Annotated in this window: 12 protein-coding genes and 1 pseudogene; 8 read left to right on the plus strand and 5 right to left on the minus strand. The window is 63.7% G+C overall.

Annotation, left to right across the window (positions count from 1 at the left end; translation table 11 throughout):
* Nucleotides 1-43: 43 nt before the first annotated feature.
* Both ACSSVZ_RS23440 and ACSSVZ_RS23445 read right to left on the minus strand, forming a co-directional pair.
* Nucleotides 44-2,902, minus strand: a complete 2,859-nt coding sequence (locus ACSSVZ_RS23440; RefSeq protein ID WP_453973247.1) for a beta strand repeat-containing protein — start codon at nucleotides 2,900-2,902, stop codon at nucleotides 44-46.
* A 557-nt stretch (nucleotides 2,903-3,459) separates the two neighbouring features.
* The gene (locus ACSSVZ_RS23445; protein ID WP_453973305.1) at nucleotides 3,460-4,539 is read right to left on the minus strand and encodes an IS630 family transposase; all 1,080 of its coding nucleotides are present in this window, start codon (nucleotides 4,537-4,539) and stop codon (nucleotides 3,460-3,462) included.
* A 115-nt stretch (nucleotides 4,540-4,654) separates the two neighbouring features.
* Between ACSSVZ_RS23445 and ACSSVZ_RS23450 the strand changes: the two genes are divergently transcribed.
* Nucleotides 4,655-5,515 carry a hypothetical protein gene (locus ACSSVZ_RS23450; protein WP_453973248.1) on the plus strand — a complete coding sequence of 287 codons (861 nt, stop codon included), beginning with the start codon at nucleotides 4,655-4,657 and terminating at the stop codon, nucleotides 5,513-5,515.
* Here ACSSVZ_RS23450 and ACSSVZ_RS23455 read toward each other — a convergent pair.
* The 3 genes and pseudogenes from ACSSVZ_RS23455 to ACSSVZ_RS23465 all read right to left on the minus strand — a co-directional run bounded on the left by ACSSVZ_RS23455 (nucleotide 5,491) and on the right by ACSSVZ_RS23465 (nucleotide 7,566).
* A complete protein-coding gene (locus ACSSVZ_RS23455; protein WP_453973249.1) occupies nucleotides 5,491-6,765 on the minus strand; it encodes a DUF4238 domain-containing protein in 1,275 nt (424 codons plus the stop codon). The genes ACSSVZ_RS23450 and ACSSVZ_RS23455 overlap by 25 nt on opposite strands.
* Before the next feature lie 20 nt (nucleotides 6,766-6,785).
* A pseudogene (locus ACSSVZ_RS23460) lies at nucleotides 6,786-6,956 on the minus strand (nucleotidyl transferase AbiEii/AbiGii toxin family protein); the annotation flags it as partial.
* On the minus strand, nucleotides 6,949-7,566 hold the full coding sequence (locus ACSSVZ_RS23465; RefSeq protein WP_453973307.1) for a type IV toxin-antitoxin system AbiEi family antitoxin domain-containing protein: 618 nt from the start codon (nucleotides 7,564-7,566) through the stop codon (nucleotides 6,949-6,951). The gene ACSSVZ_RS23465 and the pseudogene ACSSVZ_RS23460, both read right to left, overlap by 8 nt.
* 312 nt (nucleotides 7,567-7,878) lie before the next feature.
* On the opposite strand from ACSSVZ_RS23465, the gene ACSSVZ_RS23470 reads away from it, so the two are divergent.
* The 7 genes from ACSSVZ_RS23470 (at nucleotide 7,879) to ACSSVZ_RS23500 (ending at nucleotide 17,687) form a co-directional block, all read left to right on the plus strand.
* Nucleotides 7,879-8,841, plus strand: coding sequence for an ArdC family protein (locus ACSSVZ_RS23470; RefSeq protein ID WP_453973250.1), 963 nt, complete (start codon nucleotides 7,879-7,881; stop codon nucleotides 8,839-8,841).
* A complete protein-coding gene (locus ACSSVZ_RS23475) occupies nucleotides 8,838-9,215 on the plus strand; it encodes a DUF2958 domain-containing protein (RefSeq protein ID WP_453973251.1) in 378 nt (125 codons plus the stop codon). The genes ACSSVZ_RS23470 and ACSSVZ_RS23475 overlap by 4 nt, the downstream gene beginning before the upstream one ends.
* Nucleotides 9,216-9,349: 134 nt before the next feature.
* A complete protein-coding gene (locus tag ACSSVZ_RS23480; protein WP_453973252.1) occupies nucleotides 9,350-11,458 on the plus strand; it encodes a ParB/RepB/Spo0J family partition protein in 2,109 nt (702 codons plus the stop codon).
* Between the two features lie 97 nt (nucleotides 11,459-11,555).
* Nucleotides 11,556-11,966: a hypothetical protein gene (locus ACSSVZ_RS23485; RefSeq protein ID WP_453973254.1), complete on the plus strand. Its 411-nt coding sequence runs from the start codon at nucleotides 11,556-11,558 to the stop codon at nucleotides 11,964-11,966.
* Nucleotides 11,963-12,190, plus strand: a complete 228-nt coding sequence (locus tag ACSSVZ_RS23490; protein WP_453973255.1) for a DUF6117 family protein — start codon at nucleotides 11,963-11,965, stop codon at nucleotides 12,188-12,190. The genes ACSSVZ_RS23485 and ACSSVZ_RS23490 overlap by 4 nt, the downstream gene beginning before the upstream one ends.
* Before the next feature lie 98 nt (nucleotides 12,191-12,288).
* Complete coding sequence (locus ACSSVZ_RS23495) at nucleotides 12,289-16,623, plus strand: strawberry notch-like NTP hydrolase domain-containing protein (RefSeq protein WP_453973256.1); 4,335 nt, start codon at nucleotides 12,289-12,291, stop codon at nucleotides 16,621-16,623.
* Nucleotides 16,623-17,687 carry a DUF7146 domain-containing protein gene (locus tag ACSSVZ_RS23500; protein WP_453973309.1) on the plus strand — a complete coding sequence of 355 codons (1,065 nt, stop codon included), beginning with the start codon at nucleotides 16,623-16,625 and terminating at the stop codon, nucleotides 17,685-17,687. Before ACSSVZ_RS23495 ends, ACSSVZ_RS23500 begins: the two co-directional genes overlap by 1 nt.
* Nucleotides 17,688-17,832: the final 145 nt, after the last annotated feature.

The raw sequence follows: 17,832 nt of genomic DNA on the forward strand, positions 1-17,832 counted from the left end.
ATGGTCACCTTACCCTGGCGCCGTGTCGGCACATCCGCCGGCCCTAACCGCCGGACTCTAACTCTACGCCCCGGCCACCTCGATGGGGCAGGCCAGTTAAGCGGATGCCACCGCCATAGTTGTTGTCACTCGAGCTACCGGCGATGTGCAATGTTGTGATGCGGCTCCCAAGTGCAATGGGGGTGATGGTCCCAATCCCCACATTCCCTGAAGAATTCACCAGCATACGCTCGCTGCCGTTCGTCTTAATCAGCACCGCGCCCCCAACTTTTTCATTTACAAGTTGAGTATATCCAGAACTATCGTAAGGAACTAGATAACCATTATTCGAGCTTGAGGAGTTGTAGTATCCAATTTTGCGAGAGAACGGATCAACGTACACATCCCCGCCGATCACCTCCAGCTTCGCATTGGGCGATGTCGTGCCAATGCCGACGTTGGCGCCGTTGCCCAGCACCACGGTGTTGGAGCGGGTGAGCGTGATGTTCGCCCCTACAGCGGTCGAATTGGCGATGGTGGAAGAGGTTCCGACGTCCTCGTAGGTGGAATTGGCACCGAGGAAGGTGTTGTTGCCTCCAGTAAGAAAGTAAGCCCCGTTGTAACCAGCCTGATGGCCAAACGCAGTATTGTAGTTCGCGGCATTTCTAAAAAGGCTCTGATAGCCAAAGCCGTTCGCTCCGGCGCCGGAATTGCTATGAAGCGTTCGATATCCAACACCAGTTGCGTAAATTCCAGTATTGCTGACGAGGGTTTGGAACCCAAGTCCACTTGCGTTATCTCCGGAGTTATTTGCTAGGACCATACTTCCGAATCCGATAGAACGGTCCCCGGTGTTGTTCCCCCCGGCTTGGGTTCCGGCGAAGACTGATTCACCATCGTTATAACCGTCGGTGAGGTCGTCGAGGTTCATGGTGATGGCGGAGGCAGAGATGCCGGTGAGGCCAGCGCCATTTCCGACGAAGTCGGTGGCGCTGATGGTGCCGACGACTTCAAGATTAGCACTGGGAGAATTTGTACCAAGCCCCATATTGCCGTTGCTTGAGATGCGCATGATTTCGGATGTGTTGTAATCTACACGAAGCGGAACAACCGTTGTTGGCCCGGCGAGAGCATCAATATAAACACCGTAGCTGGTCTTGCCATACACCATTTCATTACGCGCCAGAAGCGCGGTGGATTCAGCAGCCATCGCTGTTCCTGTCGAACTCGCAACGGCCATGATGCCTGCAACGGGGGTTGCAGTTTCCGGAGAATTGTTGACTGCGCCGGAGTTCACAGTGACTAACCCGTAAACTCCCACAGCTTTTCGAGTGCTCGAACCCATGCCGGTCTCACCATAAATTCCGTAACTGGGGCCGCTGCAGCAGCCGTGCCCCTTGGCATAGATGCCGTAACGTGCTGTTGAGTTGTTATTGGAACTTGGGTCAACGTAAATTCCATAGAAAGGCCCGGTTTGACCGTCAGATATGCCGCTTCCGGTTACTTCGATAAGCTTGTCGTGCGTAGATCCATTGCTATTCACGAGCAAACGGGTGGAGGAAACGGGAGCGACTGAATACCCTCCAATAGCCAGGTTGGCGAAAAGCCCGTTGGTGGCGGAGATACCGTTGGCGGTGGTGACCGAGATGCCGGGGACGATGAGGCGGCCGGCGGTGTCGAAGTAGCCGGTGGTGGTGCCGCCGGTGGTGAGGCTGATGTATCCGGTAGTGTTAGCGGTGACGACGGTGGTGCCGGAGGTGATGCGGTCGCCGGACACCGACAGGTTGGTGAGGCCGGAGCCGTCGCCGACGAAGTTGGTGGCACTGATGGTGCCGACGACTTCAAGTTCGGTGCCTGGTGCAGTGGTGCCAATCCCCACATTGGCGCCGTTGCCCAGCACCACGGTGTTGGAGCGGGTGAGCGTGATGTTCGCCCCGACGGCGGTTGAATTGGCGATGGTGGAGGAGGTGCCGACGTCCTCATACGTAGATCTGGCGCCGAGGAACGTGTTATTGGAGCCGGTGATGTAGTAAGTGGCATTGTAACCGGCCACATGGCCAATGGCTGTATTGTCATTTCCTGCATTTAACCGAAGGGCACCGTGCCCAATACCATTTACATAATAGCCAATATTGTATTGTAGGGCTAAATATCCCACCCCGTTAGCGCTGGCTCCGGTGTTATTTTGGAGCGCAGCGTATCCAAATCCATTGGCATGGTTCCCAGTGTTGTTCTGGAGAGCAAATGCCCCGACACCACTTGCATAATCGCCGGTGTTGTAGGCGAGGGATTGATAACCAAAACCGTTTGCATAGACGCCGCTGTTGCTGATTAGCGTTCTGTGGCCAAAGCCGTTGGCGTATTCGGCTGTATTGTTAGCAAGAGCACTGTAACCCACGCCGTTGGAGAAGCTGCCAGTGTTGTTGGCGAGCGCAGCGTATCCAAATCCATTGGCATGTTCACCGGTATTGTGTTGTAGGGCCTTGTAGCCAAAACCGCTAGAGCTGTCTCCGGTGTTATTAGAAAGGGCGGCTGTCCCAAAGCCATTAGAGTCTCTGCCTGAGTTGTATTTGAGCGACTCATATCCAAACCCATTGACGCCATAGCCTGTATTTTCTTGGAGAGATGCATACCCAAAACCGCTTGAAAGCGTACCAGAATTTTCTTCAAGCGCCGCGTAACCGAAGCCACTGGTGTTTGTGCCAGTGTTGCTGTCGCCAGCCCGTTCACCGGCAAACACGGTTCGGCTGACATTGTCGGCGTGAGCATCGGTCAGGTCGTCGAGGCTCATGGTGATGGCACTGCCACTGACCAGCAACTGCCCGTTGACCTGGAGGTCACCGGGCACGGTCAGCAGGCCGGAAGAGGCGTCAAGCAGCGGTGCTGCGCTCGGGCAGCCCACATCCGTGCCGCTGCCGCCCACGCACACACGCTGGCTCTGGTTGCCCATCGTTTCCGAGATGGTCGCTATGGGCACCCAGGCGTCTTCCGCGGCCGCGGGCGCAGCCAGGCTCACGATCAGGCAAAGGGCGGCCACATACTTCAGCTGAAGCAGATTGATTTGGAGGTTGCTGTACGCTCCGCGTGGCAATTCAGACCTTGAATCCCCGCACGACCGCGCAGCCCGCCCGAGGGTCCATCTAAATATTGAACCCCGTTCGCTGTTCCGGACATTCCGCGTACATCGCCGGAACAGCAAAATATATTGAAATAACAAGTGTGCCGGAGATATCCGGATTGCAGAACTCAGGAGTTTAGACACGCGCTTCATTGCATTAAATTATTGCATCTTTACAAAATTATATCTACTTCATTGCTTTGACTATGGGCACTAATTGCCCATCCATGCGTTTGAAGCCCCATTTCAAGCGATTTGCATAACTCCTGAATTGTGTCATGCCGCGCCCCGACGCTGCGAGCGCCCCCAGGCAGCTGCGCCCAAACTCCCAACGTTGAGCAAAACGAACTCCTGCGGCTATTCTAGTGGATTGACTCCAACGCTTGGAACCCTCGGTTCCGTGCGGCGATGATCGCGTCTGGATCGGCGCGCCAGATGAAGGGCTTCGGTGTCTGGTTGTGTTCGCCGATGAATCGGTTGATGGCGGCCTGGAGATCGACGACGGATCGGAAGACACCATTCTGGAGCCGACGGCGCGTCAGGATGGCGAAGAAGCCCTCGACCGCGTTCAGCCAGGAACTGGAGGTGGGCGTGAAGTGGAAGGTCCAGCGCGGATGGCGGTCAAGCCAGGCCCGCACCTTTTCGTGCTTGTGGGCGGCATAGTTGTCGAGGATGACGTGAACGAGCCTGCCGGCCGGGATATCGCGCTCGAGGGCGTTGAGGAAGCGGATGAATTCCTGATGCCGGTGGCGCTGCATGTTCCGTCCGAACACCGCGCCGGTGAGGACATCGAGCGCGGCGAACAGCGTGGTGGTGCCGTTGCGCTTGTAATCGTGGGTCAGGGTGGCGCCGCGGCCCCTCTTCAGCGGCAGCCCGGGCTGGGTGCGGTCGAGCGCCTGGATCTGCGATTTCTCGTCGATACTCAGCACCAGGGCATGGGCCGGCGGGCTGACATAGAGCCCGACCACATCGTGCAGCTTCTCGGCAAAGGCGGGATCGTTGGAGAGCTTGAACTGCCGCCAGCGATGGGGTGCCAGGCCATGGGCCTTCCAGATCTTCTGCACCGTGGAGACCGCCAGTCCCGCGACCTTGGCCATGGCCCGCGCGGTCCAGTGGGTGGCCTCATGGGGCGGCGGCTTCAGCGTCATGGCGATCACGGCCGATGCCCTGTCTTCTGCAACGGGAGCCTTGCCCGGGGGCCGCGTCTTGTCGCGCAGCAGCCCGTCGACGCCTTCCGCCATGAAGCGGGCCTGCCAGCGCCAAACGGTGGTCTTCGCCGTGCCGGTCTCGGCCATGATGGCGTGGGTGCCGACGCCGTCGGCACTCATGAGCACGATCCGGGCGCGCCAGACGTGCTTCTGCGGAGTATTGCGATCCGCGACCAGGGCGTCAAGCCGCTGCTGGTCCGCCTCGCCGAGGGTGAACGTGATCCCGTTGCGCATGCGCCAGACAAGCACAGGCCGGCGCCAAACGGAATCCTCCAACGGACTCTTCCGTCTCGGTCAATCCACTAGAATGATATCGTATTCAGACACCGCACTCACGATCTCGGAAACGTTGCAGACCAACGCAATTGTCTGGATCCACTCGCTACCGGGACACGAGATGGGACCCAGTCGGCGCATCCTCGAAGATCTTGAGGGCCTCGCCACCGCCGGCGGTTTCCCGGTCTTCGAACATGGCGTTCGCGATCGCGCCGAACTGAGCGATCTCTTCAGGCAGTTGACGGCAAGGGCCGAGCAGGGATTGAGGCCGGTGCTCCACGTCGATGCTCACGGAACAGTTGCCGAGGGCCTCCTGCTTGCGCCCAGCGGCGAACGTGTCGGCTGGGGCGAGGTCATTGGCGATCTCCGGACCCTCAATGTTGCGACGGCCAACAATCTCACCTGCATCTTTGCGCTGTGCTTCGGCCTGCATCTCTACAAACAGGTGAGCCTTAAACAACCCGTTCCGGCCTACCTTTTCTGCGCGCCGCCGGCGGAAATCAGCGTCGGCTTCCTTGAGGCGCAAACCCTGGCCTTCTATCGGGAGATGAACCGCACGTCGAATGTGACGGCCGCATTCAAGGCGACGCTGGGCGAGGTCATGGCGTCGTTTCACTGCCAGGGTTTGTTTCTGCAGGCGCTGTTGCGGTACATCCGCACCTACTGCATCGGGCGCATGCGACAGGATCGCCTGGAGCGCATGGTCACGACCGTCCTGCGACGCGACGGCATCGTCAACCCGTCCAGCGCGCAACTGAAACAGGTCCGGCGCGAGCTACGCAAATCCTTGCAACCAAGTCAGAAGGTGATCGACGTGTTCGCGCCGTCGTTCCTGATCGGCCGTGCCCCAGCCTTCAGCTACGCCGATCTCGACCGGATTCTGAAGCGCTCTGCCGTCACCGCGCGATCTCAACGACGACCGGCGTCGAGCTGAACGCTGAGCGATCTCAGGCTCGGATCGCGGTGAACAACACGAAACCAGCCGGATGTCGGTTCGCCAAAGCGCTCCACCATCGCTTGACCCATCCCACGCCTCAGCTGCCGATCGACATAGAGTTCGACCCGCAACATGCCTGTGCCTGCAGCGACCTGGGCAAGCAGATCGACCTGTCTGGTTCGTGCCGTCAGGCCTTCACCACTCTCGTCGATCTCTTCGATCGCTAGCGCGCAGTGATCGACGGGACCGAAGATGACGAGGTGCATTCCTATCGGCATGCCCGATCGCGGTGGAGGCGCATGCCCCATCTCTCCGAGTTCGGTATGCGTCTCGACGCTCCGCAGGTCCTCGTCCTTCCCTAGAATCTGGCGTGCGAAGTCGAACGCATCAGTGTCGGCATAAAGATAGCCCGCGCTTTGCGAGACCTGGAGACCATTAAGGTAACGCACCATGTCGCCATCGATGGCGATCGCCTCACCGGACCGCAGGCCATCCCGATAGCGGATCATTCTTGCCCTGCGCTCAGGCTCGAGATCCGCGCTGGCCGCCAGTTCGTAACGCTGGACAATCGTCGGGCAATGCAGGGCAAGCGTCAGGCCAGGCGAAACCGGCAGCATCACCATAACGCCCGGCGACGTGAGCCCGACATCTCCATAGGGGAAGGCGTTGATGCGGCTGACCGGATGGTCCGAGATGATGAAGCGATGCTCGCCGTCGCTCGCATAAAGGGCGGGATGAAGACCAAGTAGCGCGACGGTGTGACCTTCTCGTTCAAGGAACGCCTTGACAGCACCAAGCCTCACTGCCGCGTCAGAGGGCATGGCCGTTTGCGGATCGGCATCCGGGTCATAGCCGACCTGGCGCGTCATCTTCCGCAATTGGCCGGCCAGGTGCTTTGGTCCCGTGCGGCTGAAATGCGTCCGCAGCGTTTGGGTCGCGAAGAAATCGGCCAGTGCAATGCGATCATCCGCCGTCATCCACGCCAGCGAGCGTCGCGAGACGGTTTCGGCGACGAGGTGGGCGGAGCGCGCATCGACCTCTTGGAACAGGTCCTCGAAGTTCCATTTGGTGTCGCCCAGGTTCACCGTATTGAAGTCGTTCTCGGAGCCAGCATTGGCAATCGACGTCAGAAAGGACCGGTCGGACCGCTTGGCGAAAACATAGATGGAGCGCCGTTCTGGATCGGCGGCAAAGTGCCTAAGCTGGGCCTGAGGAACGAAGTGATGCTTTTTGGATGGTCGACTCATCGTTCCCTGCCGTGATGCGGCCCCTCAACGGCAAGCTCGTCACAGCTCTCTGCGAAGCGCTCAAGCCGGAACAGAAGGCGCTCCAGCGCGAAGCGCGTGAGCACCAGATTGAAGCTCTGCCCGTTCGCCTTGGATAGGTTGAGGAGCCGCGCGCGCACCGAGGCGCCAATATTTTCCATCTCCTTAGCCATTGGCGGTCAGCGCCTCCAGATAGGGGCGGATCACCGTGCCGACCCCGCCTGTATCAGCAGCCCTGGCGATCTCGGCCGGCGTGGCTTTACGTTGACGCAGGGCTTCCTGCAGGCCCTCAAGCGCGACAGGAAGACCGATCTTGCCGCGATGCCGGAAGCAGTCAGCAACGGTCTTCGCCACGCCAAATATCTTGACCGATACGCCTTCAATCACATGCGTCTCGACGCTTTCAGCAAGCAGATCGTCCGAGAAACGCAGCACACGGATCGGCATGTCGCTCGGTTTCGGCGCCCAGTCGTTCCGACCGATCGCCATCCACACCTTCTTGGGAAGCTGATCCGTGAGTCCGTGAAAGGCGAGCGCCGAGACGAGGCAAATCACGCCCTTGGGGAAACGCTTGGCCGCTTCGGCGAGGCTATGGTTTGCGTCGAGCTCTGCGTCGGCAAGCTGGTAGAGCCCGCGCGCCAGGCGGATGACCTCGCCATCCTTTTCCATACGGCTGACGGTTGCGGCGGTCACGCCGGCATCCCTGAGTTCCGCTAGGCGCAGAATCCCACGCGCCGCGAGGAGATCGCGGGCTATCTCGCGCTGGGGCCGGGCCTGAGGCATAGATACATACTCTCGCACTTCAACATCCATAGTGCGAGGTTTTGTATCACGTGGGGCCGTAAAGGAAAAGACCAACGAGGTTGTTGGATCGGCTGATGGGAAGCCACCGCGCCGCTGGCTGGAAGCGCATGGACCGCGACGTGGAAAACCCCGGGAGAGGAAGGCCTTCCCCTGCGGCCGAGCCTGTAGTCTCGCCCGACCCCTTCTGCGGGGACACCCCGCAACGCCCCGAGAGTGAGAGTGCGGACCGGTTTGTCGTGACGGGTTGAAAGCCGAGGGAGAGGCCCTTGGCGCCCGTCGCGGAGAACCGCGATGTCCAGACACAAGCGAAACGCCGGCGCCAGGCGCGACCGGTCCAATCTCTATTCCGAGATCACCGACAAGATCATCACCGAGCTGGAAGCCGGCCGGGTGCCCTGGGTCCAGCCATGGGGCACGGCGGCGGCGAAAGCACCGCTCGGCCTTCCGAAGAACGCCTCGACCGGCCGAACCTATTCCGGGATCAACGTGCTTCTCCTGTGGGGCGCGGTAATCAAACGTGGCTTCACGGGCCAGAGCTGGCTCACATTTCGCCAGGCGCTGTCGCTCGGCGGCAATGTCATGAAGGGCGAGCGCGGCACCACCGTCGTCTATGCCGACCGCTTCGTGCCCGAAGACGAGAAGCGGCGCGCGCGCGAGACCGGCGAGGAAGCCCAGGCGATCCCGTTCCTGAAGCGCTTCACGGTCTTCAACACCGACCAATGCGAGAACCTGCCCGAGGATGTCGCGACCGCAGCGCCGCCGGTCCCGACGGGGTTGATCGAACCGCGCGTCGAGGCGCTGATCGAAGCCACCGGTATCGATTTCCGGATCGGCGGCGATCGCGCCTTCTATGTGCCGGCGCACGACTATGTGCAGGTGCCGCCGCCGCAGGCCTATTTCGAGCCGATCAACTGGCATCGCACGGCGCTGCACGAACTCGGGCATGCCAGCGGCGCTCCCCACCGGCTCAACCGTGATCTCTCCGGCTCCTTCGGGTCGAAGAAATACGCCTTTGAGGAGCTCATCGCCGAGATCAACGCCGCCTTCTGCTGCGCCTCGCTCGGCATCAAGCCGACGGTCCGGCATGCCGATTACATCGGATCCTGGCTGGAGGTTCTGCGCGAAGACAATCGCGCCATCGTCCGCGCCGCCTCGCAGGCGAGCAAGGCCGCCGACTGGCTTCTGAGCTTCCTGCCTGGACATGACCAGCAGCGCGATGAGGAAGAACGCCCCCTTGACAGGAGGGTGGCATGATCCTCCTGACCGACAACCTTCGCGACCGGCTGTTCGCCAATGGTCGGCAGCGCGATGTCGACCATGTGCCGGTTGTCAAGTTCTTCAATCCCATTGGCGCCGGCACCTGGCTCATCACCGAAATGGAACCCGACGGCGACACGCTGTTCGGTCTCGCCGATCTCGGCTTCGGCTGTCCAGAGCTCGGCAGCTTCAGCCTGTCCGAGCTAAGATCGGTGCGCCTGCCCTTCGGTATGGGTATCGAACGGGACATCCTGTTCGAAGCCGCATTCCCGCTATCGGTTTATGCCGAGGCGGCGCGTCAGGCGGGGAGCATCGTGGAGAGCGAACGGCTGCTCACAATCGCTGCCGCGTCTCTGCGAGGCGGACATTGACGTCCGTTCCGCCATATCGGCTCGATCTTCTCGCCGCCGCCACCAGACAGAAGAGTGAGAGGGCTGCGCCCTTTTCCGTGACGGGTTGGAAGCCGAGAGAAAGGCTCTCGGCGCCCGTCGCGGAGTAACTCACCATGGCAACCGCCAGTCAGAAGATCACCCTCAGCGCCTCGCGCGACGTCCCCTTCAACAAGCTGGTGCTCAGCCAGTCCAACGTCCGGCGGGTCAAGGCCGGCGTCTCGATCGAGGAACTGGCCGAGGACATCGCCCGTCGCGGTCTCCTGCAGAGCCTCAACGTCCGCCCGGTCGTGGAGAGCGACGGCAGCGAGACCGGCATGTTCGAGATTCCCGCCGGCGGCCGCCGCTACCGGGCGCTCGAACTTCTCGCCAGGAAGAAGCGGCTCGCCAGGACCACGCCCGTGCCCTGCATCGTACGCGAGGCGGGCAGCCAGATTTCGGCCGAGGAGGATTCGCTAGTCGAGAACGTTCAGCGCGCGCCGCTGCATCCGCTTGATCAGTTTCGCGCCTTCCGGACCCTGCGCGAGCAGGGTCTGAGCGAGGAAGAGATCGCCGCGCGTTTCTTCGTCTCGCTCAACATCGTCAAGCAGCGGCTCAAGCTCGTCTCCGTCTCCGAAAAGCTGCTCGACATCTATGCCGAGGACGGCTTGACGCTGGAACAGCTCATGGCCTTCACCGTTTCCGCCGATCCTGTGCGGCAGGAGCAGGTCTGGGAGGCGATCGAACATAGCTGGTCGAAGGAACCTTATCAGATCCGCCGCATGCTGACGGAGAACACAGCTCGCGTGTCCGACCGGCGCGTGCGCTTCGTCACCGTCGACGCCTATGAGGAGGCGGGCGGCTCCGTCATGCGCGACCTGTTCCAGGACGATGATGGTGGCTGGATCGAGGATGTGCCACTGCTCGAACGGCTCGTCGCCGACAAGCTCAAGGCCGAGGCGGAAACCATTGCCGGCGAAGGCTGGAAGTGGATCGAAGTCGCGCCCGATTTTCCCTATGGCCATACGCATGGGCTCCGGCAGCTCACCGGCACGCCGGTCGATCTGACCGACGAAGAGCGCACGAGCCGCGAGGCGCTGCGTGACGAGTTCGACCGGCTCGAATCCGAACATGCCGAGGCCGACGAACTGCCCGAGGAGGTGGACACGCGGCTCGGTGAGATCGAGACGGCGCTGGCGGCCTTCGAGGATCGGCCGATGCGCTATGACCCTGCCGAGATCGAGCGTGCCGGCGCCTTCGTCAGCATCCGGCACGATGGGCAGCTTTCGGTCGATCGCGGCTATGTCCGTCCCGAGGACGAGGCGCCCGAGTCCGGTGACACCGGCGCGGGCGTCGATGGGGACGCGGTGAGCGATCCCGGCGGTGCCGCGCAGCGCACCGTGATCACCGTGGGCGGTGAGGCCGAGAGCCCTGATGAGGAGGACGACGCGGTCAAGCCACTGCCCGAGCGGCTCGTGACCGAACTCACGGCGCATCGCACGCTCGCCCTGCGAGACGCTCTGGCGAACAATCCGCATGTCGCGTTGACGGCGCTCCTTCACAAACTGGTGCGCGATACCTTCCGGCACACCTCCTCGACCGGTTGCCTCGAAGCGTCCGTCCGCCACGTGTTCTTCCCCGTTCAGGCCGACGATCTGAAGGACAGCCCGTCCGCCAAATCCGTCGACGAGCGGCAGGACGCTTGGCAGGCCGACCTGCCGACCGATGACGAGGCGCTCTGGGCGAAGATCGACGGGCTCGACGAGGCAAGCCGCCTGGCGCTGCTCGCCCATTGCGTCTCGTTCGGCGTGAACGCGCTCTACGAGAAGGCCAATCCCTACGGTGCGGGTCCCACCTCTCATGGCGTGCAGCAGCGCATCCACGAGGCGAATCGGCTCGCCCGCGCCGTGGGCCTCGACATGGTCGAGGTTGGCTGGCGGCCGACGGTCGACAACTATTTCGGCCGCGTGACCAAGCCCCGCATTCTCGATGCGGTGCGCGAGGCCAAGGGCGAAGAGACCGCGCAACTCATCGATCATCTGAAGAAGCCGGACATGGCGAAGGAGGCCGAACGGCTCCTCGCCGGCAGCGGCTGGCTTCCGGAGCCGCTGCGCCTCTCCACACCCGATGACGTCAACGCCGGCGATGACGGGGCCGAGTCCGACGCACTTCCGGCGTTCCTCGCCGAGGAGGAGGACACCGAAGCCGACGGCGCCGACGATCCGCAGACCGTCGCGGCCGAATGAACCGAGGACGGGGCGGCTCCGGCCGTCCCGCACCATCCCGCCAATCTTGTTCAATGCCCGGCCATCGCGCCGGGCTTTCTCGTTTCAGGAGCCCGCTATGGCTGACTACTTCACGCACTTCTCGTGCCTGCTCGATGTTGGCACGCCCGACAACGCCGCCCGCGCGCTGGATTTGTACAACGACCTTTGTGCGGAAGGCGCCGCGGAAGACCCGCCCTCCGATGGCTTTCTCCTGTCGCTCGATCCCGCCCATGGAGGCTCGAACCTCTGGATGCGGGACGACGGCACCGGCGATCCGCAACGCGTCATCGACTTTGTTCTGCGCTGCGCGGACGCTTGCGCGCTCACCGGCCGCTGGGGATTTCGATGGGCGAACACATGCTCGCGTCCACGGGTGAACGCCTTCAGCGGCGGCGCGCATGTACTCGATCTCGGACGCCGCGACACGGTCGCCTGGATCGGCACGCATGGCTGGCTCGACGATACGATCAAGGGAGGCCGGCCATGAGCATTCCCGATCATGCCCGCGCCAAGTTCCAGACGCTGCTGCGTGAGGCCGCCGACGGCAATCTCGCTTTGCTCGAATGCACCGACGCCGCGACCGGCGCTCCGCGCTATGTCGTCTGCGCCGTCGGTCGGGACGGCGAGGAATTTCTCTTCACGCCGTTCGGACATCTCGCCGAGGGCAATCCCCACGACGCCTATCTCCCACCGGAACCGGAGGCGCCGTGAGAGGGAGAGACAGGCCGGGACGATGGGTTTGAGCCGGTGCGGTCCGAGAGAGAGCGCCGGCCGGCTCGTCCCGTTCCCGCTCTCCCGAGGTTCCCTCCATGACACAACTCGCTTCAACGGCGGCGCGCGCCAGCGCCGGCAAACCGCTCTTCCCGGCCAATTCCACGCCCGCCCTGGTCGAGGCCGCCCAGCTTCTCTTGCCGCATCTCGAACAAGGCAGCCGCATAGATGCGCCGGCCCTGCGCGCCGCGATGGATGCCGCCTTCGGCGGCTCCGACACCGATGGCGTATGGGACTGGAAGACAGCTTACGATGCCTGCGAGGGCGCGGCGGTCCTGTTCCTGCGCAAATACGGAAAGGCGCTTTTGCGCAAAGCCGGATCTCCGGACGCCGCGCTGTCGCTGCTCGCAAAGATCGCCGATCTTCTGCCCTCGCACACGCGCCGCTCCGAAGAGAGCGAGGTCTTTCAGCAATTCTCGACGCCGCTCGCGCTCGGCTTTGCCGCGGCGGCGGCCGCCGCCATCACGGCGGACGACATCGTGCTGGAGCCGTCCGCCGGCACCGGCCTGCTCGCCATTCTCGCCGAGATCGTCGGGGGCGCCCTCCGCCTCAACGAGCTCGCCGAGACGCGCGGCCACCTCCTGTCTTCTCTTTTCCCGGCTCTGTTCGTAACGCGCTTCGACGCAGCCCAGATCGATGATCATCTGGACGCCAACATCGTGCCCAGCGTCGTGCTGATGAACCCGCCATTCTCGGCAATGGCAAACGTGTCGGGCCGCATGGCCGACACCGCCTATCGCCATGTCGCCTCGGCGCTGGCGCGTCTGGCGCCCGGCGGGCGGCTCGTCGCCATCACCGGCGCCAGCCTCGCGCCCGGTGCACCCAGATGGCGGGACGCCTTCGTCCGCCTGCAGCAAAGCGGCCGCGTCGTCTTCACAGCCGCCATCGATGGCGCGGTTTACGCGCGCCACGGCACGACCATCGACACGCGACTGACGGTGATCGACAAGATCGCGGCCGACGATCCAGCCGTGTTTCCCGCATCGCCGGGTATCGCGGCCGATGCGGCCACGCTGCTCGCCTGGGTCCAGGCGCTCGTGCCGCCGCGTTTGCCCGTAGCGCTGCCGACAGGCTCCCCGCATGTGAACCGCCCGGCTCTCCTGAACGGAGCGATCTCCAGGCGGGTCGATACCACGCCGGCGCCGATCCTGTCCGCGCCGGAGGGTGTAGCGCTCGACTACGAGACCATCGACTGGACACCGCCGCTGGGCGCGCGGCTCACAGATGCGCTTTATGAAGGATACGCACTTCAGTCGATCCGTATTCCCGGGTCTCAGGCGCATCCGACCAAGCTCGTGCAATCCGCGGCCATGGCCTCGGTCGCCCCGCCAAAGCCGAGCTATCGTCCGCATCTGCCGGCAGATTTCGTCGAGACCGGCGTTCTGTCCGACGCCCAGCTCGAAAGCGTGATCTATGCGGGCGAAGCCCACAGTCAGCACCTCGCCGGCGCCTGGACCGTCGATGAGACCTGCGATGTCGTCACCGCGGCCGCGGATGATCAGGACGGCGCTGTCCGCTTCCGGCGCGGCTGGTTTCTCGGCGATGGCACCGGCACCGGCAAGGGCCGCCAGGTCGCCGGCATCCTGCTCGACAACTGGCTCAAGGGCCGCCGGCGCGCCGTCTGGGTCTCCAAGTCCGACAAGCTGATCGAGGACGCGCAGCGCGACTGGACGGCGCTCGGCCAGGAGCGACTCCTGGTCACGCCGCTCTCGCGCTTTCGCCAGGGCACGCCGATCCGCCTCTCGCGGGGCATCCTTTTTACGACCTACGCCACGCTGCGCTCCGACGAGCGCGGATCGAAGGTTTCGCGGGTCCGGCAGATCGTCGATTGGTTGGGCAAGGACTTCGATGGAGTAATCATTTTCGACGAAAGCCACGCCATGCAGAACGCCGCCGGATCGAAGCGCGAACGCGGCGACCAGGCCGCCTCCCAGCAGGGCCGCGCCGGGCTGCGCCTGCAGCATGCACTGCCCGATGCGCGCGTGGTCTATGTCTCGGCGACCGGCGCCACCACGGTCCACAATCTCGCCTATGCCCAGCGGCTCGGCCTGTGGGGCGGCGAGGATTTCCCCTTCGCCACCCGCGCCGAATTCGTCGAGGCAATCGAGGATGGCGGGGTCGCGGCGATGGAAGTGCTGGCGCGCGATCTGAAGGCGCTTGGCCTCTATCAGGCCCGCTCGCTCTCCTATGAAGGCGTCGAATATGAGCTTGTCGAGCACCAGCTCACCGACGAGCAGCGCCGCATCTATGACGCCTATGCCGGCGCTTTCGCGATCATTCACAACAATCTCGACGCCGCCATGCAGGCGACCAATGTCACCGGCAGCCCAGAAAGCGGTGGAGCCACGCTGAATGCGCAGGCGAAATCCGCCGCGCGGTCCGCCTTCGAAAGCGCCAAGCAGCGCTTCTTCAATCACCTCATCACGGCGATGAAAACGCCGTCGCTGATCGCTTCCATCGACGCCGACCTTGCCGCCGGCCATGCCGCCGTCATCCAGATCGTCTCGACCGGCGAGGCCCTGATGGAACGGCGTCTCGCCGAGACCCCGACCGAGGACTGGAACGACGTCCAGGTCGACATCACGCCGCGCGAATATGTGCTCGACTATCTGGCGCACTCCTTCCCGGTGCAGCTCTACGAGCCCTTCACCGGCAGCGAAGGCAATCTGTGCTCGCGGCCGGTGTTCCGGGACGGCCAGCCCGTCGAAAGCCGCGAGGCCGTCGCCCGGCGCGACCGGCTGATCGAAAAGCTTGCTTCGCTGCCGCCCGTGCCCGGCGCGCTCGACCAGATCATCCAGCGCTTCGGCACCGATGAGGTGGCCGAGGTTACTGGCCGCTCTCGCCGCATCGTCCGCAAGGGTGATCGCCTCGCCGTGGAAGGCCGCGCCGTCGCCGCCAACCTCTCCGAAACCACCGCCTTCATGGACGACGCCAAGCGTATCCTGGTTTTCTCGGATGCCGGCGGCACCGGGCGGTCCTATCATGCCGATCTCGCAGCGAAGAACCGGCGGCTGCGCGTGCACTATCTGCTGGAGCCGGGCTGGAAAGCTGACGCCGCGATCCAGGGCCTGGGGCGCACCAACCGCACCAATCAGGCACAGCCGCCGCTCTTCCGGCCGGTCGCCACTGACGTGAAGGCGGAGAAACGCTTTCTCTCCACGATCGCCCGCCGCCTCGATACCCTGGGCGCCATCACGCGCGGCCAGCGCCAGACCGGCGGTCAGGGACTGTTCCGCGCCGAGGACAATCTCGAAAGCCCCTATGCGCGCGATGCGCTGCGTCGGCTCTATCTCCTGATCGTCGCAGGCAAGGTCGAGGGCTGTCCGCTCCAAACCTTCGAGGAGGTGACCGGCCTCAAGCTCACCGACGCCAGCGGCATCAAGGACGAGTTGCCGCCGATCACCACCTTTTTGAACCGGCTCCTGGCGCTCACCATCGATTTGCAGAACATCCTGTTCGCGCGCTTCGAGCAGCTTCTCGCCGCGCGGATCGAAGGCGCAATCGTCAGCGGCACCTACGACGTTGGACTGGAGACACTGCGCGCGGAACGTTTCACCGTTCTCGAGCGCCGGACCATCCACACCCATGCCGCGACTGGCGCGGAGACGACGCTGCTGACCATTGCCCAGCGCGAGCGCAACCGCCCGGTCACGCTCGATGACGCGTTCGACCATCTCGCCGATCCGCGCGCCTGCCTGCTGGTCAATGAGCGCTCCGGCCGTGCTGCGGTCCGCGTCCCCACCACCAGCCTCATCAATGATGACGGCTCGGTCGAACGACGCGTGCGGCTGATCCGGCCGATGGAAGCGACCAATGTGCCGGTTGCCATGATGGGCGACACCCATTGGGTGGAGGCCGATCGCGCCACGTTCACCAAAGCCTGGGAGGCGGAAGTCGCATCGGTGTCTGAGTTCACCGACAGCACCATCCACATGGTCGCCGGCCTCCTGCTGCCGATCTGGAAGCGCCTGCCGAACGAGTCGACGCGCGTCTACCGGCTGCAGACCGACACCGGCGAGCAGATCATCGGCCGCAAGGTCTCTCCGGCCTGGGCGGCGAACGCCACCGATACCGGCAGCACGGCGCTCGCCCCCGACGACGCCTTCGCCACGCTGATGGACGGTCGCACGATCCTCGACCTCGCCGAGGGGCTGCAGCTTCGCCGTGCCCGTGTCATGGGAGCGAACCGCATCGAGCTCACCGGCTTCACCGACACGATGCGCGAACGCCTCAAGGCCTATGGCCTGTTCGGCGAAATCATCTCCTGGAAGCTGCGCCTGTTCGTCCCAACCGATGGCTCAGGCCCCGCGATCCTTGCCATGCTTCTGGAGCGCTTTCCGATCGAGCGCGTCGCCGAGCGGGAGGCTACATGATGATCCGTGATGCATCCGAACTCGCACACCGTCTCGGCCGACAAGCCGAGGCCGTGTGCCGTGAATACCTGTCTGCCGGACGGCGCGAGGGCCGTTACTGGATGGTCGGTGATGTTCGCAATACGCCAGGGCGCTCGATGTTCGTGCGCCTCGTCGGTCCCGAATTCGGCAAGGGCGCGGCGGGCAAATGGACCGATGCCGCGACGGGCGAGCATGGCGATCTCCTTGATGTCATCCGCGAAAGCTGCGGCCTTCTCGAATTCAAGGACGTCGCCGACGAGGCGCGGCGTTTCCTCGCTCTACCGCATCCCGAACCGCAGTCCGCACCACGATGTGGACGGAAGACGCCGGCACCAACGGGTGCGCCGCTCGCGGCGAAGCGGCTGTTTTCGATGGCCCGGCCGATCACGGGCACGCTTGCGGAATCGTATTTGCGTAATCGCGGCATTACGGCTTTGCACGGAGCCGGATCGCTGCGCTTCCATCCGCGCTGCTACTACCGGCCCGACGATCATGCGCCGACCGAGACCTGGCCGGCCGTGATCGCGTCGGTCACCGATCTCGACGGACACCAGACGGGCGCCCATCGCACCTGGCTCGATCCGAACGGGTTCAGCGAGGCGAGGCTCGGCAAGGCGCCGATCGACACGCCGCGACGGGCAATGGGCGACCTCCTCGGCAATGCGGTGCGCTTCGGCGTGGCGGGCGAGATCATGGCCGCCGGCGAAGGCATCGAGACCATGCTGTCGTTACGATGCGTCCTGCCCGACATGCCGATGGCGGCCGCGCTCTCCGCAGCCCATCTCGCCGCCATCCTGTTCCCGGACACGCTACGCCGGCTCTACATCGTGCGCGACGACGATCCGGCGGGCGACGGCGCGCGGGATACCCTCGTCCAACGGGCAGATGCGCTCGGCATCGAGGCACGGCCGCTCTCACCGATGCTTGGCGATCTCAACGAGGATCTGCGCATGCGCGGGCTGGATGCGCTCACGGCATCGGTTCGGGTCCAACTCGCCCCGCAGGATGTCGCACGCTTTCTGAAGACCGCTCAGTTGGCCTGAACAGGAAACGGCGTGGCGGGGCCGGTGTCGCCGCCGTCACGCGCGGGCTCTCCCATCGATGTCGCAGAGGGCCGCGCCCCGGCCTTCTTCAGAGGGCGACCGGACGGCAACCGGGCCGGGCCGGCAACGGCTGCGGCCGACGATT

This window comes from Amorphus sp. MBR-141 (assembly GCF_053628695.1).